Source organism: Nocardiopsis sp. SBT366, from assembly GCF_001083815.1.
Lineage (GTDB): Bacteria > Actinomycetota > Actinomycetes > Streptosporangiales > Streptosporangiaceae > Nocardiopsis > Nocardiopsis prasina.
The window spans coordinates 90,805-110,689 of sequence record NZ_LAVM01000004.1 but is presented as its reverse complement, the minus strand read 5'-3'; the positions used below and the strand labels follow the sequence as shown (position 1 = coordinate 110,689).

At 69.7% G+C, this 19,885-nt stretch carries 15 protein-coding genes and 1 pseudogene; 5 read left to right on the top strand and 11 right to left on the bottom strand.

The features are described 5' to 3' along the window. Window positions 1-723 (top strand): annotated as a pseudogene (locus ADX84_RS26520) (hypothetical protein); the annotation flags it as partial. 16 nt (window positions 724-739) lie between these two features. Here ADX84_RS26520 and ADX84_RS02270 read toward each other — a convergent pair. Together ADX84_RS02270 and ADX84_RS02265 are read right to left on the bottom strand one after the other, a co-directional pair. Next, on the bottom strand, window positions 740-2,359 hold the full coding sequence (locus ADX84_RS02270) for an antitoxin YezG family protein (RefSeq protein ID WP_234003819.1): 1,620 nt from the start codon (window positions 2,357-2,359) through the stop codon (window positions 740-742). A gap of 77 nt (window positions 2,360-2,436) precedes the next feature. Next, entirely contained in the window at window positions 2,437-2,847 is a 411-nt protein-coding gene (locus tag ADX84_RS02265) for a YchJ family protein (RefSeq protein WP_049566560.1), read from the bottom strand. A gap of 88 nt (window positions 2,848-2,935) precedes the next feature. Here ADX84_RS02265 and ADX84_RS02260 point away from each other — a divergent pair, with 88 nt between their 5' ends. After that, window positions 2,936-3,499 carry an NUDIX hydrolase gene (locus ADX84_RS02260; RefSeq protein ID WP_082206254.1) on the top strand — a complete coding sequence of 188 codons (564 nt, stop codon included), beginning with the start codon at window positions 2,936-2,938 and terminating at the stop codon, window positions 3,497-3,499. 203 nt (window positions 3,500-3,702) lie between these two features. Here the strand turns inward: ADX84_RS02260 and ADX84_RS02255 are convergent, their stop codons facing one another. Then, complete coding sequence (locus tag ADX84_RS02255) at window positions 3,703-4,302, bottom strand: histidine phosphatase family protein (RefSeq protein WP_049566557.1); 600 nt, start codon at window positions 4,300-4,302, stop codon at window positions 3,703-3,705. A 202-nt stretch (window positions 4,303-4,504) separates the two neighbouring features. On the opposite strand from ADX84_RS02255, the gene ADX84_RS02250 reads away from it, so the two are divergent. Continuing rightward, a complete protein-coding gene (locus ADX84_RS02250; protein WP_082206253.1) occupies window positions 4,505-5,236 on the top strand; it encodes a class I SAM-dependent methyltransferase in 732 nt (243 codons plus the stop codon). Between the two features lie 82 nt (window positions 5,237-5,318). On the opposite strand, the gene ADX84_RS02245 is transcribed toward ADX84_RS02250, so the two are convergent. The 7 genes from ADX84_RS02245 to metH form a co-directional block, all read right to left on the bottom strand. Beyond that, window positions 5,319-7,100, bottom strand: a complete 1,782-nt coding sequence (locus tag ADX84_RS02245; RefSeq protein WP_049566552.1) for an ABC transporter ATP-binding protein — start codon at window positions 7,098-7,100, stop codon at window positions 5,319-5,321. 65 nt (window positions 7,101-7,165) lie between these two features. Beyond that, on the bottom strand, window positions 7,166-8,179 hold the full coding sequence (locus ADX84_RS02240; RefSeq protein ID WP_049566548.1) for an ABC transporter permease: 1,014 nt from the start codon (window positions 8,177-8,179) through the stop codon (window positions 7,166-7,168). A 94-nt stretch (window positions 8,180-8,273) separates the two neighbouring features. Next, window positions 8,274-10,022, bottom strand: a complete 1,749-nt coding sequence (locus ADX84_RS02235) for an ABC transporter substrate-binding protein (RefSeq protein WP_049566544.1) — start codon at window positions 10,020-10,022, stop codon at window positions 8,274-8,276. A gap of 98 nt (window positions 10,023-10,120) precedes the next feature. Continuing rightward, a complete protein-coding gene (locus ADX84_RS02230) occupies window positions 10,121-11,152 on the bottom strand; it encodes an ABC transporter permease (protein WP_049566541.1) in 1,032 nt (343 codons plus the stop codon). 627 nt (window positions 11,153-11,779) lie between these two features. Then, complete coding sequence (locus ADX84_RS02225; protein ID WP_049566538.1) at window positions 11,780-12,250, bottom strand: hypothetical protein; 471 nt, start codon at window positions 12,248-12,250, stop codon at window positions 11,780-11,782. A 241-nt stretch (window positions 12,251-12,491) separates the two neighbouring features. Next, a complete protein-coding gene (locus ADX84_RS02220) occupies window positions 12,492-13,205 on the bottom strand; it encodes an HAD family phosphatase (protein ID WP_049566593.1) in 714 nt (237 codons plus the stop codon). 90 nt (window positions 13,206-13,295) lie between these two features. Beyond that, window positions 13,296-16,766, bottom strand: coding sequence for a methionine synthase (gene metH, locus ADX84_RS02215; RefSeq protein WP_082206257.1), 3,471 nt, complete (start codon window positions 16,764-16,766; stop codon window positions 13,296-13,298). Window positions 16,767-17,068: 302 nt separating this feature from the next. Between metH and ADX84_RS02210 the strand changes: the two genes are divergently transcribed. Together ADX84_RS02210 and ADX84_RS02205 are read left to right on the top strand one after the other, a co-directional pair. Beyond that, on the top strand, window positions 17,069-17,908 hold the full coding sequence (locus ADX84_RS02210) for a PAC2 family protein (RefSeq protein WP_049566533.1): 840 nt from the start codon (window positions 17,069-17,071) through the stop codon (window positions 17,906-17,908). Window positions 17,909-18,137: 229 nt separating this feature from the next. Beyond that, window positions 18,138-19,334 (top strand): glycosyltransferase family 4 protein, encoded by a 1,197-nt coding sequence (locus ADX84_RS02205; protein WP_049566531.1) that lies wholly within the window; start codon window positions 18,138-18,140, stop codon window positions 19,332-19,334. Between the two features lie 43 nt (window positions 19,335-19,377). Here the strand turns inward: ADX84_RS02205 and ADX84_RS02200 are convergent, their stop codons facing one another. Beyond that, a complete protein-coding gene (locus ADX84_RS02200) occupies window positions 19,378-19,803 on the bottom strand; it encodes an ABATE domain-containing protein (RefSeq protein WP_049566589.1) in 426 nt (141 codons plus the stop codon). Window positions 19,804-19,885 lie beyond the last annotated feature (82 nt).

Here is a 19,885-nt window from a genome sequence, read left to right as displayed (position 1 = left end):
GGGGCGGTCGCCCTGGACCACCGCCCCACCCACGCCACGGGGCCGGACGGTCACGGCCACTGCACCGTCGAACTCACCGCGCTGGGCCGTTACGGGGTACGCCAGCTCCTGCTGGAGGTGGGCATCCACGCCCCGTTGGTGGACACCCTCGCCGAGGCCAGCGCCGCGCGCTTCCTGGACGCGCTGTCGGTACTGCCCGTCGAGGAACGGCTCTCCGAGGCCGGGCCCTGGTTGGACCGGCGCGGTCCCGCCGAGGCGCTGCGGCAGATCAGCGCGGTCGTCCACGGGCCCGGCGTGGCTCTGCGCCGCTGGGTCGGCACCCAGGTCCTCAACACCACGAGTTCCGAACTCGAACCCGAGCTGCGCTCCCTGCTGTACTCACCGCGCCCCGCTGTGGCCAGCATGGCGGCGGTGGTCCTGCTCTCCTCGGGAATGCTCACGCAGCGAGGCATCGACCGGGTCCTGGGCGAGCACGGACCGTGGGTGGTGATCGACATGATCGCCGCGGCGATCACCCCCGACAACGCGGACCTGCCGGAGTTCCTGTCCGCCCAGGGCACCCCGGACGTCGAGCGGACCGTGTTGGAGGACCCGGATCCGGTCCGGCTGAGAGCGCACCCGGACACCCTCCCCGTCCTCGATGCCCTGTCCCGCCATCACCCCGATCCGGACACCGCCTCCCGGGCGGGCGAGCTGGCCCGGCGCCTGCGCGAACGGCGCTGACCGCCGGGCCCGCGTCTCAGCCCCGACGCGCCAGGGAGTCGACGAGGGGGACGAACTCGTCGTCCGAGGTGTGCAGGGTGACCGACCTGGTCTCGTGGTCGAGGGTCATCCCAACCGGTCGCAGGTCGAGCGGCTCCCCCAGGGCGCGGTCCCGTGACCCCGGGTGCCACCAGTACAGCTGCGGGCTGATCGGCTTCTCGGCGTCCTCGACGAACCGCTGAGCGAGCTGGCCCAGGTGGTCCATCCCCGCGATCGGGTGTCCCTGACCGAGCGGGTGGGCGAGGATCACCTCGGGTACGGGGAAGGCCACAAGGACACCGTGCGGGGCCTCACCCACGAACCGGTCCAGCGCGTGCGCCTGCGCCGCGACGTACGGGTGCTGGGCGCCGAGGTGAACGATCCTCGCCCCGCTGAGCTCGTGTTCGCTCGCCTCCACGGGCTCCTCCAGCGCGCTGGCGACGGCCTCGGTGAAGACCTCGGCGTCGGGGCGTCCGGACCGCTCGTGGGTCACCCGCGACAACGGCTGGAGTGACTCGGGGCTGTCGATGACCACCGTCTGCCACAGGCCGGGGGCGATCTCCCGCGCCAGGAGCTGTTCCGGTACGTCCTCGGGGAAGGCGCTGGCAGGGTAGAGCCGGACTTTCAACCGCCCGGAGGCGGGGGTACTCACCGCCTGGTTGTTCCGCGTGGCCTGGGCGAACTGTTCGAGGGCGGCGCGGGCGAACGCGGAGGCGTGCTGGTTGACCTGCTCGGGGGTGGCCCCCTCCACCCCGGAGCGGAAGGAACCGATGTCCGTGCTGATACTCGGGCCGTCGGGGAGCTGGACGACCAGGGTGTTGATTCCCTGGAAGGAGGCCTGCGCGCCGACCTCGTGGAAGGCGTGACGGAGCGCGGACACCACCACGGCGCCGTCTGCGGTCAGGGCGGAGAGGATGCCCTGTTCCCGCGCGCTGTCCAACAGGTGGTTCGCGACACTCGCGGCGATCCCGGACCTGGCCTCGGCGGAGCTGACGGCCGCTCGTTCGAAGGTCTCCCGCAGGTCGCTGTCCGGGAGTGCGCCGATCCCGGGCACCTGCAGACTCACGCTGGTGGGAGGTGTGTGCTCCGCGCTCAGGCCGACCTCCCGGCAGGCGGCGGCCAGGTCAGCGCCGAAGTCCGCGTACAGCCGGTCGAGATCCTCCGGCCGGGCGCGCTGCAGTTGAGCGCTCCACCACTGCGGCAGCGTGTCCTCGCCCCGGGGGTAGCGGCGCAGCTCCTGGAGGTAGGCCACGGGCGCGACGTCCTCGGGGAGACCGGGGTCGGTGTCGTGGTTGTACTCGGCGCGGAACTTCCCGGGGGCCTCGAGCGAGAGCGTCATGGACAGCCAGGTGCCCTTCCCCGCCTCGTGGAAGAGGTCCTTCAGGGCCAGGGCTCCCTGCGTGGCCTCCGGAGGCGGGGGGAACTCCAGGACCGAGCCGTCGGTGCTCGCCGCGACCACGTCCTCGTGGGAGAAGCCCCCCACCCGCCAGAACCCGTACGTCACGTTCTGCCAGTTCTCCGGCATGATCGCGGCCAGGCTCGCGGCGATGGACTCCAGTGTCTCGCCCTGACGCACCGGGTCGGGGATGCCGCTGGTCTCGGGGGTGTGGGACGACATGTCAGGCTCCGGTCGGTCGGGGGGTGTTCACGGTTCCTTCCTACCGTGTCGCACCGACGGCCGTCCGGTGTCCGGCCCTACAGGGCGTCGAGGTAGACCCAGGCGCCGTCGTGGCGCAGGAATCGGCTGTGCTCGTGCACCAGCCCCGCCTGGCCGTCCTCCCGGTAGTGGGCGCGGAACTCGACGGTGCCCTCGTTGTGGAACGGTGTCCCCTCACCGGTACCGAGGATCTCCAGCCCGACCCACTCGGTGGCCGGGTCCAGCCCGACCTCGGCCGGGCGCGTGTCCGGGTGCCATGAGCGGAGGAGGTGGGCCTCGTCGCCGACGGCGAAGGCGCTGTACCGCGAGCGCATGAGGTCCTCGGCGGTGGCGGCCTTCGCGGAGCCGTCGTGCAGCCTCCCACAGCACTGGCCGTACGCCCGGGTCCTGCCGCAGGGACAGGGCTGGTCGGCGGACAGGGGTGGCTGGAGGCGTGGGCGCTTGGACATACGTCCATTGTGACGGCCGCCCGCCACTCGATGGGCCCGGCCGGTGCGTGGACCGGTCGGGTCGTACCGGGGCGCTACGGTCGCGGGGATGCGACGAGATCCCCTTGAACAGCGGTCCCTGGACGCGGTCCTGGGCGACACCGGTCGTGCCCGAAGAGAGTTCGATGGCGCGCACGCGTGGCTGGTGCGAGCGCTCGACACCCACATGAACCCGGTTTCGGCGGAGGTCTGGGCCTTTGACCGCGAGTTCGAGCACGTGCTCCTGGTCCGGCACCGCTGGCGGGACTGGGTCTGCCCGGGCGGTTCGGTCGACCCGGGTGAGAGCCCCAGGGCGGCGGCCTCCAGGGAGTTCGCTGAGGAGACCGGTCTGCGGGCCCGTGTGTCGGTCGTACCGACCGCAGCGTGGGTGCGCTCCTACCGCGCGGACTGGGAGCCGACTCTCGGTCTGGCCTACACGACGGTCCTGGACAGGGCCCTGCCCCTGGGTGGGGAGGCCGGTCAGCCTGCGGCCTGGTTCCCGCTGGACCGTCCCTGGGAGGGCGCGTTTCCGGAGGACCGGGAGCGCATGGCCGTGGAGGCCCGGCGTCTGCGGGTGGAGCGGACGTCCGTGCCGGGAGAGGGGGCCGACACGGGCGGCGGACCGGTCTACTGACCGGGGCGGTTGGGGTGGCGTGGGTCAGGGGGCGGGAGCGAGCGGGGAGGTGGCCCGTCATCGGGTGCGGGACGTGGACGGGGGATCGGGAGTACGTTTCCTGTTCGCGCTTCGATGTCCATCCACGGGGACCGTACCCAGAAGACTGGCGGGCACAAAACACGAAATCGCCTTTTCCTCGCGATCATGCCTTTTTCGATGCCTCATTCCGGGGACTCCCAGGAACGGTTCCAGGAGGTCAGGACGGGACGCCCGTGTTCCGTCCCGAGAGAGCTGACCGAACCCGTGTCGAGACGGAAGAGAGCCCCTCCCGAGGGCGGTAGCCCGAGCCTTCTGGCGGTCAGGACGCGCAGGAGGTGGCTGTGGGCCACCAGGACGACGTCGCCCCTTTCCAGCGCCGGGGCGAGGTGGTCGAGCACCCGGTCGGCTCTCACGCCCACCTGTTCCGGGTCCTCACCGGGGAACCCGTTCGCCCCCGGCGGCACCCCGTCCGTCCACAGGTTCCAGTCGGGCGTCTCCCGGTGGATCTCGGCGGTGGTGATCCCCTCGTAGGCGCCGTAGTCCCACTCCACGAGATCGGGATGGGTGTCAGCGCCCACGAGCCCGGACAGTTCGGCGGTGCGCACCGCCCGACCCAGCGGGCTGGTGAGCACGAGCGCGAACTCCCGGTCCGCCAGCATCGGGCGCACCGCCCCCGCCTGACGCTCGCCCTCCTCGGTGAGGGGAAGGTCGGTACGGCCGGTGTGCCGACCCACCCTGCTCCACTCGGTCTGCCCGTGCCTGACCAACACCAGTTCACCCATCCCGGTTTCCTTCCCGGCACACGGCCAGCGCATTCTCACGCGATCGAAAAGCCTCCGAAAGTAACATCTCCGAAAAAGCAACGTTAACCCAGACAAAAAACGACTGCCCTCTCCGAAAAGGACCCCCATCCCACGCGGGGATAGGATTCGAGGCGATTCACCAGCACGAACGCGGAACCCACCCCCGGGAGGAAGAAGAGAAATGCCCACCGTTGATTGGAATCGCCGGACCTGGGGAGGTACGCACACCTGGGAGCGGAGCGGTGACGAATGGGCCCACATGGCCGCGTACTGCGGTCAGCCCTACGAGGAGTGGAAGGCCGGGCTGGTCGAGGAGCTGCTCGCCCCGGGGGCGGCCCGGGGCACCTCCCTGGAGATCGGTCCGGGACACGGCCGCTGGACCGAGCACCTGCTGGAGCACTCCACCCGGGTCTGGATCGTGGACGTCAACGAGAGCTGTCTGGACCGCTGCCGTGAGCGGTTCGAGGGCCACCACGGTCTCGACGTCCACCACACCCGCGGGTACTCGATGGACCCGGTCCCCGACGCGTCGATCTCGTTCGTCTGGTCCTTCGACGTCTTCGTCCACCTGGACCCGGACGTGATCTCCGGGTACCTCGGCGAGGTCGCGCGTGTGCTGGAACCGGGGGCGAGCGCGGTGATCCACCACGCGGGCAAGCCCGACTGGTCGCTGCGCCTGGCCCCGGTGAACCGCCGGGCGGGCCGCCCCGGCAGGATCGCCCAGCGCTGGCTGAGTCAGCGCCGGTGGCGCGACGACGGCAACCGCTCCGACGTCTCCCCCGAGGCCTTCGCCGACTGGGCCCGGGAGGCGGGACTGGAGGTCACCGGGCAGCGAACCTCATGGGGCCCCGAGGGCCAGTACACCGTCGACAAGTACCGAGACTGCGTCACCGAGCTCCGCAAGCCCGTGTAGGCGCACCCGTCCCGGGGAACGAACACGGGGCCCCGGCCACTGTCCTCCAGTGGCCGGGGCCCCGTCGCGCTCGTCCTGTCGACTAGGCGGCGTCGGCGGCGCGCTTGGCGACTCGCTCCGCGCGCAGTTCACGGGCCTCGTCGGGGTCAAGGACCGGGGCGGCAGTGAGCAACTGCCTGGTGTAGTCGCTCTGCGGATTCTCGTAGACGGAGTCGCTGTCACCCATCTCCACGATCTCGCCCTTGCGCATGACCGCGACGCGGTCGCTGACCTGGCGCACCACGGCCAGGTCGTGGGCGACGAAGATGTAGGTGAGACCGAAGTCGTCCTGAAGCTCCGAGAGCAGGCGCAGCACCTGGTCCTGGGTGGACACGTCCAGCGCGGAGACGGGCTCGTCGCAGATGATGAGCTTGGGCTTGAGGATCAGCGCGCGGGCGATGGCGATGCGCTGGCGCTGGCCTCCGGAGAAGGCGTGCGGGAACCGGTTGTAGTGGTTGGGCTCCAGACCGACCCGCTCCAGCAGCTCCTGCACCTGCGAACGGATCTTCTTCCCGTCCCGCTCGCCCTGCACGCGCAGGGCGGTGCCGATGCTCTCGCCGATGGTCAGGCGCGGGTTCAGCGACGAGTAGGGGTTCTGGAAGACCATCTGCACGTCGCGGCGGAGCGGGCGCAGCCCGCGCTCGGGCATGTGCGTGATGTCCCGGCCCTCGAACTCCACCGTGCCCTCGGTGGGCTCCAGCAGCCGCATGACCATCCGGGAGAGCGTGCTCTTGCCCGACCCGGACTCACCCACGACGCCGAGGGTCTCGCCCTTGTACAGGTCGAAGCTCACACCCTTGACCGCCCAGAAGTCGGTTGCCCGGCCCCACGTCCCACCGCGCACCCTGAAGCGCTGGGCCACGTCCCGGACCCGCAGCAGCGGCTCCTCCTCGGTGGAGGCGGGCACGAAGGCCTCGAAGTCACCCGGCTTGGTGACGGTACCCTTGCGCTTCTCCCGGTCCACGCGGTTGGCCCGGTCCTGCGCGCGGCGCTCGGCCCGTGACATCTCCACGCGCGGAACGGCGGCCAGCAGCGCCTGCGTGTAGGGGTGCTCGGGTGCGGACAGCACCTTGCGCACGTCGCCGCGCTCCACCGCCTGGCCGTGTCGCATGACCACGACCTCGTCCACGGAACCGGCGACGACGGCGAGGTCGTGGGAGACCAGGATCAGCGCCATGTTGAGGTCGCGGCGCAGCTCGTCGAGCAGGTCCAGGATGCGCGCCTGCACGGTGACGTCCAGGGCGGTGGTGGGCTCGTCGGCGAGCAGCACCTTGGGGTCGCACATCAGACCCATGGCGATGACCACGCGCTGGCGCATGCCGCCGGAGAACTCGTGCGGGTAGGAGTTGATCCGCTTGGCGGGCTCGGGGATACCGACCCTGTCAAGCGCCTCCACCGCGCGCTCCCTGGCGGCGGCCTTGCCGGCCTTGGGGTGGTGCACCAGGTAGGCCTCGACCAGCTGGTTGCCGATCGTGTACTGGGGGTGCAGCGACTGCATCGGGTCCTGGAAGACCATCGCGATGTCGTTGCCCCGCATCGACCGCAGCTTCCTGTCGGTCGCGGTCACCACGTCCTGGCCGGCCACCTCGATGGACCCGGTGATCTCGGCGCGGCTGCCCCGGTGCAGACCCATCAGGGCCAGCGAGGTCACGCTCTTGCCGGAACCCGACTCACCCACGATGCCCAGCGCGCCACCGGCGGGCACCTCGAAGGAGAGACCCTTCACCGCGTGGACGTCGCCGTCCATCGTCGGGAAGGTCACCCGCAGGTCATCCACGCGCACGACTGCGTCAGAGGCAGCCGATGCCGGTCCGGTCGAGGCCATGTCACATTTCCTTCAGTAGAGCTGGTCTGGTTCAGCGCTCGGCGCTGGGGCGTGTGCGGCGCGCCCTACCTGGCGATGCGCACCCGTGGGTCGACGACCGGGTACAGGAGGTCGACGATCAGGTTGCAGACGACGATGAACACCGCGCCCAGGAGCGTGACGCCCAGGACGACGGGCAGGTCCTTGGACACGATCGAGGTGATCGCGTAGGCACCCACGCCGTTGAGGGAGAACACCGTCTCGGTGAGGATCGCGCCGCCCAGGACCATGCCGATGTCCAGACCCAGGATGGTGACGATGGGGGTCAGGGTGGGCCGCAGGGCGTGCTTGAAGATCACCTTGCGCTCGCTCAGACCCTTGGCCCGTGCGGTGCGGATGTAGTCCTCGTTGAGGGTCTCCAGCATGCCCGCTCGGGTCTGCCGCGCGTACTGGGCGGCGTGCAGGAACGCCAGCGTCACCCAGGGAAGGAACATGACCTGGAACCAGGCCACCGGGTTCTCGGTGAACGGCACGTAGCGCGACACCGGGAACAGACCCCACTCGTGGACCAGGAAGGCCAGGGCGAGCAGACCGGTGAAGTAGATGGGCAGGGAGACGCCGATGAGGGCGACGCCCATGGCCAGGCGGTCGAAGATGCTGCCCCTCTTGACAGCGGAGAGCACGCCGACGGCCACACCGCCGATGACCCAGATCACCGCGGCGCCGAGGCCGAGGGACAGGGTGACGGGGAGGCGGTCGAGGAGCTGCGGCAGCACCGGGGAGTTCGTGGTGAAGGAGTACCCGAGGCACGGGGCCGCGCACTGCACCGTCTCCCGGCCGAAGGTGAACTCCTGGCCGAGCAGCAGCGTGCGGATGAAGTCGTAGAACTGGACCGCGACGGGCTGGTCGAGGCCAAGGCGCTCCACGGTGGCGTCGAGCGCCTCCGGGGTGGGCGCCTTGCCCACGTACATCGCCGCCATGCCGTGCGGGGTGACGCCCGCCCACCTGGGCAGGACGTAGAAGATCCAGAAGGTCACCGCCGTGACGACGGCGAGAAGCAAGAGACCCGCACCAAGGCGGCGGAGAACATAATTCAGCATCGCGGTCGGCGGCGGGGACACCCGAGGGATCGCCTCGGGCTCCCCGCCGCTTTCACCTGCCTTCTCGTACTAGTTCAGGCTGGTAGTTCGGGACCTAGCCCCGGTCGACGCCCAGCGCCATGAAGTCGTACATCATGTACGCGGGGTGGTAGTAGGCGTTGGTGAGCTCGTCGGAGCGGTAGATCAGCGTCTTGTCGAAGACCACCGGCAGGATGGCGGCGTTCTCCATGACGAGGGTGTCGATCTGGGTGTACAGATCGGCGCGCTCGTCCGGGTCCTCGGTCTTGAGGGCGTCGTCCCAGAGGCCGTTGATCTCGGGGTCGTCGAGCTCGGAGGTGTTGAAGTTGCCGGTCTCCATGATCGCGTCGCCGTGCGTGATCTTGGAGGCGAAGCCGTAGCCGGTCGGCCAGTCCGGGCCCCAGCCCGAGACGCTCAGGCCGATGTTGTTCTCACGGACGTAGTCCTGCGAACCGGCGTACTGGCCGAAGAAGTCCCCGGACGGGAACGACTTGATCTCGACGTCGATGCCGACGCGGGCCAGCGACTGCTGGAGAGCCTCGGCGGTCTGGACGTCCTTCTCACGCTCGGTGCGGACCGCGATGTTGGTCTTGAAGCCGTCGGACTCGCCGCACTCGTCGAGCTTCTCCTGGGCCTTGTCCAGGTCACCCTTGTCGTCAGCGGACGAGTACAGGTCCGAGTCGGTGTTGGAGCCCGGGATGGCCGGGGGGAGCAGGGTGGTGGCGAGGTCACCACCGGTCGCGCCGCCCCAGGCACGCCACATGCTGTCGCGGTCGGCGGCGTACATGATCGCCTGGCGGCAGGCCACGTCCTCGATGATCGGGAGGTGGATGTTCACGTAGCGCAGGGCGCCGGAGAACGGGTTGTCCAGGTTGCCCTGGGCGCTCTCGTCGTCCAGGAGGCGGGCGTTCATCGCCGGGCCCACGCCGGTGCCGGCGAGGTCCACGTCGATCTCGCCGCTGAGCAGGCGCTCGTCGATCTCGTCCTGGGAGACGCCGATCTCGACCTCGATGCGGTCGGGCAGGGCCTGACGGACGGGGTCGGTGTCGGAGTCCCAGTGCTCGTTGCGCTCCAGGTTCAGCTTGACGCCGGGCTCGTACTGACCGTCGAACTTGTACGGGCCGGAGGAGAGGACGTTCTCCTGGTACAGGGCCTCGCGGTCGGCCTCGATCGGCACCGGGGCGGTCTGCGGCTGGGTCAGCACGTTCGGGAACTCGGAGAACGAGTCCTTGAGGTGGAAGACCAGGGTGTGGTCGTCCGGGGTCTCGATGGAGTCGAAGCCCGCGAGCGGGTCGTCACCGTTGTCGTAGACGTTGTGGTCGTCCTGGTCCAGGTGGGCCTTGAAGTACTGCGGGCCCTCGGTGAACACGCCGCCGTTGAAGTTGGCGCGGGCGATGCCGTACTTGATGTCCTGGGCCGTGATCGCAGTGCCGTCCTCGTACTTGAGGCCTTCCTGGATCTTGACGGTCCACTCGGTGAAGTCGTCGTTGGGCTCCGGCAGATCCACGGCCATGTCGGGGATCAGGTCGGTGGCGTTGTCGCCCGGCTCGGGGTTGAAGGCGAGGAGCGTACGGGCGTAGTAACGGGAGAAGTTCCAGTTGAACGCGTAGTACGTGTTGCCCGGGTCGGTGGAGTCGAAGTCCGCGGCGAGCGCGTACTTGAGCGTGCCGCCGGCCTTGTCCGAGGCGTTGACGACCTCGGTGGAGCCGAGGTCGAAGCTGTCGGCCGAGTCGGAGCCGCCGCCGGTGGCGGCGCCGCCGCAGGCGGACAGGAAGAGGGACGCCGCCGCGCCGAGCGCGACGAATCCGAGGGTGCGCTTCATCAAGGAAGTACCTCTCTGAACCTGGTATGGGGATGGTCGGAACATGGGTTGACCGGACTTCTGAGCGGCTTGGGAGACGGGCCTCCCCGCTCGGGGTCGGGTCAGTCCGAGGTCCGGGGATCGAAGGCGTCGCGCAGGCCGTCACCGAAGAGGTTGAACGCCAGGACGGTGATGAAGATGGCCAGGCCGGGGAAGATGATGAAGTAGGGCGCCGTCTGGTAGAAGGGCACCGCTTCGGAGAGCATCTTGCCCCAGCTCGGCGTGGGCGGGTTGATGCCGACGCCGAGGAAGCTCAGGGCCGCCTCGAACAGGATGTTCGTGGGGATCAGGAGCGTGGAGTAGACGATGATCGGCGTGACCAGGTTCGGCAGGATCTCCTTGAAGAGGATGTGCCGGTTGCTGGCGCCGAGGCTCTTGGCCGCCTCGACGAACTCGCGCTCGCGCAGGGCGAGGGTCTGTCCGCGGACGATGCGGGCGATGTAGGGCCAGTTGAAGAACCCGATGATGAAGACGATGACGCCGATTCTCAGCCCGTTGCCGGTCAGTCCGAAGACGCCGTCGGGGATGACGCCGACGAGGGCGATCGCGAACAGCATCAGCGGGAAGGCCAGGAAGATGTCCATGGCTCGGCTGATGACGGTGTCGACCCAGCCACCCATGTAACCGGCGATGATGCCGAGCAGGGTGCCCAGGGCCACGCACACCAGCGTGGCCAGGAAGGCGACCAGCAGTGAGATCTGGGCGCCGTAGAGGATACGGCTGAACAGGTCACGACCGGTGGTGGGCTCGACGCCCAGCAGGTGGTCGGAGCTGATCCCGCCCCAGCGGTCGATGCCCGCGTCCGGGTTCTCGGGGTCGAGGTAGGGGACGCGACGGCTCGGGTCGATCAGGTCCTGGTGGAACTGGGTGGGCGGGTGCCCGAACAGCTTGACCAGGAAGGGCGCGAAGATCGCGGCCAGGATGAGCAGGATCACGACCAGGCCGGAGACCATGGCGACCTTGTCTCGGCGCAGTCGTTGCCAGGCGATCTGCCTCAGGGACCGATTGTCGGCGTCGCTGCGACCCGGGGCCGACGCGCCGGGTTCCGAGTCGACCGGTTCGGTCGTCTCAGGGGCATGCGAGGGCGCGCTCATCAGGCCACCACTCTCCACTCATGCTTCTGGCCGAGGGGACTGATCCCACGCGTGAGCCACTAGGGGGTGACCCTTCCAGGTCTCACGGTGGGGCCGGCCGGTTCTCGACTCTGGCTGGCGTGGGCGTTGGACCGACGGGGCGAGAGGATGGCCCGTCTCGTCGGTACTGGCACGTGACGCGCCCAACCGTTGAGAGGTTGGGCACAACCACGGACCTTTCCGCCCGGGATGTTACACAACGACCAATTTACTCGCCCTTTGAGCGCACGTCGTCCAAAGTCTGCCTGTGTAGCCAAAACGTAACAAACGCTAACAAACAACCCATATGGCCACTAAAGACCGCAAACCACGCATTCATCGGACGACCGGGGCTGAGCAGGGACAAGACCGGAACCGCGCCCGGCCAACGATACGACCAAAACACCGCGAACCAACCCGATACAGGGGTTCTATGGCAAGTGCTATGAAACCGTGAGTGTCCGCCGCATTCCCCTACGTGAACCACGCCACGCAGGGGTGCGTCCAGCGCCACATGGCGGGGTGCGCGTTGGCGGACACGACCGCGCGCACGGAAAGAGGGCGGTCCCGCTCTGGCGGGGCCGCCCTCGTCGTCGCGGAGGGGGTGGGCTACTCGATGCCGCGCTTGCGCAGCATCGCCTCGATGTCATCGAAGTCGTCGTCGGCCGCGGGCGCCTTGGCCTGCTTCGGGGCACCGACCTGGCCCGCCGGGGCCGGCGCGGCACCCGCCGCGGGGGTGTCCCCGCCCTCGGTCCTGGCCCGCGCCTTGTCCTCGGGCCGCGCACCGGGCCTGACCCCGATGCCCTTGGACTTCATGAAGCCCGAGACCACGTACAGGACCACCATGAGCACGGCCAGCCCGAGGCCGACCCACGACTGGAGTTTGAAGGCCATGGTCAGCAGGATGCCGAGCACGCCGAGGACGAACTGCAACACCACGTCCATCAGCAGGAGGAGGCCCGCGATCACGGGCAACAGCGACCAGGCGACGCCGCGCAGGCCGTAGGCCGCGCCCTTCCTCCGCCACACGAAGTAGGAGATGACGAAACCGACCACCGTCAGGGCCGCCCCCAGCCCCATACCGACGTTCTCACTCAAAGTCTCAGGCATGCGCCCAGTCTCCCATCCCGCGTCCCCACGCACATCCGGCCGATCCCCTAGGGCGTCCACCGGCGGGGACGGCGCCCGGAGCCGTGCGGCCCGGCGCCTCTCCCCGCTCCCCCACGCTACCCACCCCTGAGCGGGTCACCAAGGGACCGATCGCCCGCGGGGCGGCTGGCCCCGCGGGGAGGGCGGGAGTCCGCAGGTGAGTACGGGCTGCTCAGGCTTCGGAGACCAACGACTCCAGCCACGCCAGGTCGACCCCGACCAGGCTGTCCCTGAAGACCACGCCCTCGCGGGGTGCGACCTCGACGTGGTTGGGGATCGCGACGGTGACGCACCCGGCGTCGGCTGCGGAGGTCACCCCCACCACCGAGTCCTCCACTGCCACACAGCGCCTCGGGTCCACGCCCAGGCGGCGGGCGGCCCTCAGGTACGGGTCGGGATGGGGCTTGTTGGCCTCCACCTCGTCGCCCGCCACCGAGTCCACGAAGCTCTCCAGACCGATACCGCCGATGGCCGTCTCGATCAGGGTGCGTTCGGTGGAGGTGACCAGGACCGCCGGGACCCCGGCCTCGGCGAGCATCGTCACCAGTTCCTTGGCGCCGGGGCGCAGGTCGGCCCCGCCCTCCAGCTTGGCGCGGAAGCGGTCGTAGAGCATGTCCGCCACCTGGCGCGGGGTGAGGTGGTCCGCCCCGGTCAGCTCGATGATGTAGCGGCCCACCGGCTCGGCGGCGTTGCCCACGTTGGCCTCGTGGTCGACCTCGGTCCACTCGCCGCCCAGTTCGGCGACCAGCTCGGCCTCCGCCTCACCCCACAGGTGCTCGCTCTCGATGAGGGTGCCGTCCATGTCCAGCAGGACGGCCTGGAGTCGGCGTTCCACCGGGGCGTCGGTCTCGGTCAGTTCGGAACTCACTGTGCTCAATTCGCTCATCTCGACTCGTGGCGTGGTGGCGGTGGTGCTGACCCCCATGGGGAGGGCCCCGCCGGTGTCCGTCATCGGCGGGGCCCACACCTTGGCTGGTCAGACGTTGAAGTATGTCGCCTCTGGGTGATGGATGACGATCGCGTCGGTGGCCTGTTCGGGGACGAGCTGGAACTCCTCGGACAACGACACCCCCACCCGCTCGGGCGCCAGCAGCCGCACGATCTTGGCACGGTCCTCCAGGTCCGGGCAGGCGCCGTACCCCAGCGAGAAACGGGCGCCCCGGTAGCCGAGCTTGAAGAACGCGTCCAGCTCGGCGGGGTCCTCCCCCGCGAAGCCCAGCTCGGCGCGGACCCGGGTGTGCCAGTACTCGGCCAGGGCCTCGGTGAGCTGCACCGACAGCCCGTGCAACTCCAGGTAGTCGCGGTAGGCGTTCTTCTCGAACAGCTCAGCGGTGGCCCGGCTGATCGCCGCGCCCACCGTCACCACCTGGAAGGAGACCACGTCCAGCTCACCCGACTCCTTGGGCCGGAAGAAGTCGGACAGGCACAGGTGCCGGTCCCGGCGCTGGCGCGGGAACGTGAACCGGGTGCGTTCGGTCCCGTCCTCGTCCAGCACGACCAGGTCGTCGCCCTCGCTGTAGCAGGGGTAGTGGCCGTGCACGACCGCCGCCTCCAGCAGGCCCTCGGTCTGGATGCGGTCCAGCCACATCCGCATGCGGGGGCGGCCCTCGGTCTCCACCAGTTCCTCGTAGCTGGGGCCGTTGCCGCCACGGGACGCCTTGAGTCCCCACTGCCCCATGAACGTGGCGCGTTCGTCGAGGAAGGCGGCGTAGTCGGCCAGCGGGATGCCCTTGCTGATCCGGTCACCCCAGAACGGCGGGGTGGGCACCCTGTTGGTCGTGGAGACGTCGCTGCGGGCGGGCATCGCCTCGGGTTCGGTGACCTTGAGGGTGGCCCCGCGCCGGACCCGGCGCTGGCGCAGTTCGGGGAGCTTGGCCCCCTCCTCGCCGCGCTTGACCGCCATGAAGGTGTCCATCAGGCGCAGGCCCTCGAAGGCGTCCTTGGCGTAGCGCACCTCGCCGCCGAACATCTCGGCCAGGTCCTGCTCCACGTAGGAGCGGGTGAGGGCGGCGCCGCCCAGGAGCACCGGGAAGCGCTCGGAGATGCCCCGGGAGTTCATCTCCTCCAGGTTCTCCTTCATGATCACGGTGGACTTGACCAGGAGTCCGGACATGCCGATCACGTCGGCCCGCCTCTCCTCGGCCGCCTCCAGGATCGCCGACACCGGCTGCTTGATGCCGAGGTTGACCACCTCGTAGCCGTTGTTGGACAGGATGATGTCCACGAGGTTCTTGCCGATGTCGTGGACGTCGCCCTTGACGGTGGCGAGCACGATGCGGCCCTTGCCGTCGTCGTCGCTCTTCTCCATGTGCGGTTCGAGGTAGGCGACCGCGTTCTTCATGACCTCGGCGGACTTGAGCACGAAGGGCAGCTGCATCTGCCCGGAGCCGAACAGCTCGCCGACCGTCTTCATGCCCTCCAGGAGGGTGTCGTTGACGATGGCCAGGGCCGGGCGCTCGGCCAGCGCCTCGTCGAGGTCGGCCTCGATGCCGGTGAGCTCGCCGTCGATGATCCGGCGCTCCAGGCGCTCCCACAGCGGGAGGGCTGCCAGTTCCTCGGCGCGGGAGGCCTTCATGGCCTTGGCGTCGACGCCCTGGAACATGTCGATGAACTCCGACAGGGGGTCGTAGTCGCCCTCACGCCGGTCGAAGACGAGGTCGAGCGCCACCTTGCGCTGGTCCTCGGGAATCTGGTTGATCGGCACGATCTTGGAGGCGTGCACGATCGCCGAGTCCAGGCCCGCCTGGACGGCCTCGTGCAGGAACACGGAGTTGAGCACGATCCGCGCGGCCGGGTTGACGCCGAAGGACAGGTTGGACAGACCCAGAGTGGTCTGCACCTCCGGGTAGCGGGCCTTGAGCTCGCGGATGGCGTTCAGGGTCTCGATGCCGTCTCGCCGCGTCTCCTCCTGCCCGGTGGTGATGGGGAAGGTGAGGCAGTCGATGACGATGTCACTGGTGTTCAGCCCCCAGTCGCCGGTGATCTCGTCGATCAGGCGGCTGGCCACCCGGACCTTCCACTCGGCGGTGCGGGCCTGACCCTCCTCGTCGATGCACAGGCCGACCACGGCCGCACCGTGCTCCTGGGCCAGCCGCATGATGCGGGTGAAGCGGGAGTCGGGGCCGTCGCCGTCCTCGTAGTTGACCGAGTTGACCACCGCGCGCCCGCCCAGGGCCTCCAACCCGGCCTCCAGGACCTCGGGCTCGGTGGAGTCGAGCATGAGCGGCAGGGTGGAGGCGGTGGCCAGGCGCGAGGCCAGCTCGCGCATGTCGCGCACGCCGTCGCGGCCCACGTAGTCGATGTTGAGGTCCAGCACGTGGGCGCCGTCGCGGATCTGGTCGCGGGCGATCTCCACGCAGGCGTCCCAGTCCTCGGCCAGCATGGCCTCACGGAACTTCCTGGAGCCGTTGGCGTTGGTGCGCTCGCCGACCGCCAGGTAACTGGAGTCCTGGCGGAAGGGGACGCTCTGGTACAGGGAGGACGCGGCCGCCTCGACCAGCGGCCTGCGGGTCTTCAGGCCCCGGCCCTGGACCCGTTCGACGACCTGGCGCAGGTGCTCGGGGGTGGTGCCGCAGCAGCCGCCGACCAGGCTGAGCCCGAACTCGGCGGTGAAGGTGTCGTGGGCGTCGGCCAGTTCCGCCGGGGAGAGGTTGTAGACCGCCCCGTTGGGACCCAGCTCGGGCAGGCCCGCGTTGGGCATCACCGAGATGGGGATGGGCGAGTGGTGCGACAGGTAGCGCAGGTGCTCGCTCATCTCGGCGGGACCGGTGGAGCAGTTGAGGCCGATGACGTCGATGTCCAGCGGGGCCAGGGAGGTGAGGGCGGCGCCGATCTCCGAGCCCATGAGCATGGTGCCGTTGGTCTCGATGCTGACCTGGGCGATGATCGGCACGTCCCGACCCAGGGCCGCGCGGGCCCGCCTGGCGCCGACCACGGCGGCCTTGACCTGGAGCAGGTCCTGGCAGGTCTCGATGAGGATGGCGTCGGAGCCGCCGTCGATGAGCCCGTGCGCGGTCCGCTCGTAGTAGTCGCGCAGGAACGTGTAGGGGGCGTGGCCCAGCGTGGGCAGCCGGGTTCCGGGACCGACCGAGCCCAGCACGTAGCGGGGCTGGTCGGCGGTGGAGTGGGCGTCGGCGGCCTCGCGGGCGATGCGCGCCCCGGCCTCGGCGATCTCGTAGGTGCGGTCCTCGATGCCGTACTCGTAGAGGCCGCCGTAGTTGGCGGAGAAGGTGTTGGTCTCCACACAGTCGGAACCGGCCTCGAAGAAGGCGGCGTGGGTGTCCCGGACGATGTCGGGCCGGGTCAGATTGAGGATGTCGTTGAGGCCCTCGTGGCCCTCGAACTGGTCGAGGTCGAGATCGTGCGCCTGCAACATGGTGCCCATCGCCCCGTCCGCGACGATGACTCGCTGGGACAGTGCTTCACGGAACGTCCGTCGATCTCTCATGTTCAGCAACTCTAGTCTCGGGGCCCCGCGGGAGCCCAGCTCGATCCCGGTGATGCTTGGCACGGGGACCTGCGGCGCTGGGCGGACCCACGGCGCGGGGCGGGGCGGGGTCGGCGTCCGGGGACAGCGGTGTGTCCCGGTCAGTCGCTGGTCGCGAGGCTACCTCATCGGCGTTTCGCCACGTGAGACAGGCGTCCCAAAGTTGCGCCTGAGGCCAGCGTCGACCGTCCCAGGACAACGGTTTCTCGCTCACCTCGGCACCCCATAGGGTGGTGTGGTCCGCGTTCAGGAAGGGGCCGTCCATGATCCAGCTCGACCGCGAGCTCGTCGAGCCTGTCATGGTGGCGGCGTTCGAGGGATGGAACGACGCCGGTGAGGCCGCGAGCCTCGCCGTGTCGCACCTGTCCGAACAGTGGGACGCCCCGGAGCTGTGCGCCCTGGCCCCGGACGACTACTACGACTTCCAGGTCACCCGGCCGAGGATGACGGTGACCGAGGGCACGCTGACCGAGATGGAGTGGCCCACCACCCGTGTGCGGGTGGTCCGCCCGCCGGGTGCGCGCCGCGACGTCGTCCTGGTCAGCGGGCCCGAACCGAACATGCGCTGGCGCTCCTACACGGCTGACCTGCTGGCCATCGCCCGTGAGCTGGGGGTCCGGCGCGCCGTGATCCTGGGGTCCCTGCTGGCCGACGCACCGCACACCCGCCCCATCCCGGTGACGGGGATGTGCTCGCCGCCGGAGCTGGGCACCCGGTACGGCCTGGAGGCCGCGACCTACTCCGGGCCGACCGGGATCGTCGGCGCCGTGCACGAGACGTTCAGTGCCGTGGGCGTGGAGACCGTGTCGCTCTGGGCGGCCATCCCGCACTACGTGGCGCAGCCGCCCTGCCCGAAGGCGACGCTGGCCCTCCTGGGCTGGGTCCAGGACTTCGTGGAGACCGAGGTCCCTCTGGGAGACCTGCCGGAGGATTCCGTCTCCTGGGAGGCCAGTGTCAACGACCTCACCGCCGAGGACGAGGACATCGCCTCCTACGTGCGCGGGCTGGAGGAGGCCAAGGACACGGTGGACCTCCCCGAGGCCACCGGCGACGCCATCGCCAAGGAGTTCGAGCGCTACCTGCGCCGTCGCGACGACAGCTGACTCCGAGGGGACTCCGACCCGTCTGGAAGTCCAGCTTTTCTGTTACCGCGCCTTTATGCCGATATAGCTATCTTGCGAATGATGGCTCGCGGATCGGGGGAACTGGGCCAGGGGCCCGGAGTGCGTGTTACGGGGGTACGCGCTCTCCGGGACCGGGTGGGGCCGCCGTCCTCCGAGGCCTGGGACAAGCGCCCGTCCCGACCGCGCGGGGTGGGGTCTGGGGCTACTTGTGAGGATCGCCTTCGTCATCGCCAACGGCTACGCCATGGGTGGCACGGTACGGACCGTGCACAACCTGGCACGGGGGTTGTCGGCACACCATGAGGTCGAGATCGTGAGCCTGGTCCGCAAACGCCGGAAACCGTTCTTCACACCCGACGAGAACGTGAGCCTGGTTCCGCTGAGCGACGACACGGACGAGTCGCGCATCAGACTTCCCAGAAAACGGGTCATGGACCACTGGCACGAACAGGCCGAACGGATCGTGCCCGAACCCGAGCGGCGCCGGAACAAGAACTACACCCCGGAAGCGGTCACCGGTCTGCGCCGCTACCTGCGTACCACCAAGGCGGACGTGGTGATCGGGACCCGCCCAGGGATCAACCTGCTCCTGGCCGAGTGGGCGCCGTCGCGCGTCCTGACCATCGGCCAGGAGCACCTCAACCTGGGCGAGCACAACACCAAGGTGCGCAAGGCCATCACCAAGGTGTACCCGAAGCTCGGCGGGCTGAGCGTGCTCACCGAGACCGACCGCGCCGCCTACGCGGAGCTGCTCGGCTCGCCCGAGGGATGGCTGACCGCCCTGCCCAACGCGCTGGAGCCGGGTGAGCCGCCCCGGTCCACTCTGGACGAGCCGATCATCGCGGCCGCCGGACGGTTCTCCCCGGTCAAGCAGTACCCGCTGCTGGTCGAGGCGTTCGCCCACGTGGTGGCGGAGCATCCGCAGTGGCGGCTGCACATCCACGGTGGCGGCGACCGGGACGAGGAGCTGCGCGAGACGGTGCGGCGGCTGGGCCTGGAGGACAACGTCGGCATCATGGGCCGGACCACCGACATGCTCGGCGAGCTGTCCAAGGCCTCGATGCTGGCGGTGAGCTCGCGGGTCGAGGGGTTCGGGATGACCATCATCGAGGCGTTCTCCGTGGGGGTCCCCGCGGTGAGCTTCGACTGCCCCCACGGCCCCAGGGAGATCATCGACCACGGCCGCAACGGCCTGTTGGTGCCGCCCCAGGACACCGAGGCGCTGGGGGCGGCGCTCAACCGCCTGGTGGCGGACCGGGAGGAACGCCACCGCATGGGCACCCAGGCGCTGGCCTCGGCCTCCGACTACAGGTTGGAGGACGTGACCGCGCAGTGGGAGGGATTCCTGGAGCGGCGTCGGGCGCAGCGTCCTCGGAGGGGACCGCTGGCAGCGCTGTTCGGCTGAGCCCGGACCGCCCCGGCCGGGCGTGGCCGGGGACGGTCGGGGCTCACAGGCGCAGGCGGCGCCACTCCCCCGTGGCGAGGACGGCGGCCCAGGCGCCGGCGATGCGTGCGAGTCCGCGGCGGACCTCGTCGACGACGGCGGGCGCCAGCGGGGACTCGGCCTGTTCGGCGGGCTCCAACCGCACGGTGACGCGCAGCCCGTCCAGGACCTTCTGGGCACGACCCAGGGTCTCGGGGTCGGGGGCGCTCTCCCGGTCGAGCAGGGCGCGGATCCCGTCGCGCAGCGTGATGGCCTCGTCGAGGTCGGCGAGGGTGATGGTGATGGCGCCCTCGGTGACGAGTCGGTGCTCCCTCAGGAACCGGGCCAGGTCGGCGCGATCAGTGAGGCTGCCGCCGGTCGAGACGAAGTCAGCGATGAGTTCCGCCGCCGCGCTGGGCCGGGTGGGGGTACTGGTCGTGGTCGTGGTCATGGCCGCCATCCCATCACGGCCCGCCCGACGGTGGTGTCGATTCGGCGATGTCGTGGCCACAGGTGGTCACCACGATCTCCAC

What these genes read in the sequence shown, in the direction of transcription:
- ADX84_RS02270 (WP_234003819.1), bottom strand. Translation starts at nt 2,359, where the DNA reads ATGTCGTCCCACACCCCCGAGACCAGCGGCATCCCCGACCCGGTGCGT.
- ADX84_RS02265 (WP_049566560.1), bottom strand. Translation starts at nt 2,847, where the DNA reads ATGTCCAAGCGCCCACGCCTCCAGCCACCCCTGTCCGCCGACCAGCCC.
- ADX84_RS02260 (WP_082206254.1), top strand. Translation starts at nt 2,936, where the DNA reads ATGCGACGAGATCCCCTTGAACAGCGGTCCCTGGACGCGGTCCTGGGC.
- ADX84_RS02255 (WP_049566557.1), bottom strand. Translation starts at nt 4,302, where the DNA reads ATGGGTGAACTGGTGTTGGTCAGGCACGGGCAGACCGAGTGGAGCAGG.
- ADX84_RS02250 (WP_082206253.1), top strand. Translation starts at nt 4,505, where the DNA reads ATGCCCACCGTTGATTGGAATCGCCGGACCTGGGGAGGTACGCACACC.
- ADX84_RS02245 (WP_049566552.1), bottom strand. Translation starts at nt 7,100, where the DNA reads ATGGCCTCGACCGGACCGGCATCGGCTGCCTCTGACGCAGTCGTGCGC.
- ADX84_RS02240 (WP_049566548.1), bottom strand. Translation starts at nt 8,179, where the DNA reads ATGCTGAATTATGTTCTCCGCCGCCTTGGTGCGGGTCTCTTGCTTCTC.
- ADX84_RS02230 (WP_049566541.1), bottom strand. Translation starts at nt 11,152, where the DNA reads ATGAGCGCGCCCTCGCATGCCCCTGAGACGACCGAACCGGTCGACTCG.
- ADX84_RS02225 (WP_049566538.1), bottom strand. Translation starts at nt 12,250, where the DNA reads ATGGGGCTGGGGGCGGCCCTGACGGTGGTCGGTTTCGTCATCTCCTAC.
- ADX84_RS02220 (WP_049566593.1), bottom strand. Translation starts at nt 13,205, where the DNA reads ATGAGCGAATTGAGCACAGTGAGTTCCGAACTGACCGAGACCGACGCC.
- metH (WP_082206257.1), bottom strand. Translation starts at nt 16,766, where the DNA reads ATGAGAGATCGACGGACGTTCCGTGAAGCACTGTCCCAGCGAGTCATC.
- ADX84_RS02210 (WP_049566533.1), top strand. Translation starts at nt 17,069, where the DNA reads ATGATCCAGCTCGACCGCGAGCTCGTCGAGCCTGTCATGGTGGCGGCG.
- ADX84_RS02200 (WP_049566589.1), bottom strand. Translation starts at nt 19,803, where the DNA reads ATGACCACGACCACGACCAGTACCCCCACCCGGCCCAGCGCGGCGGCG.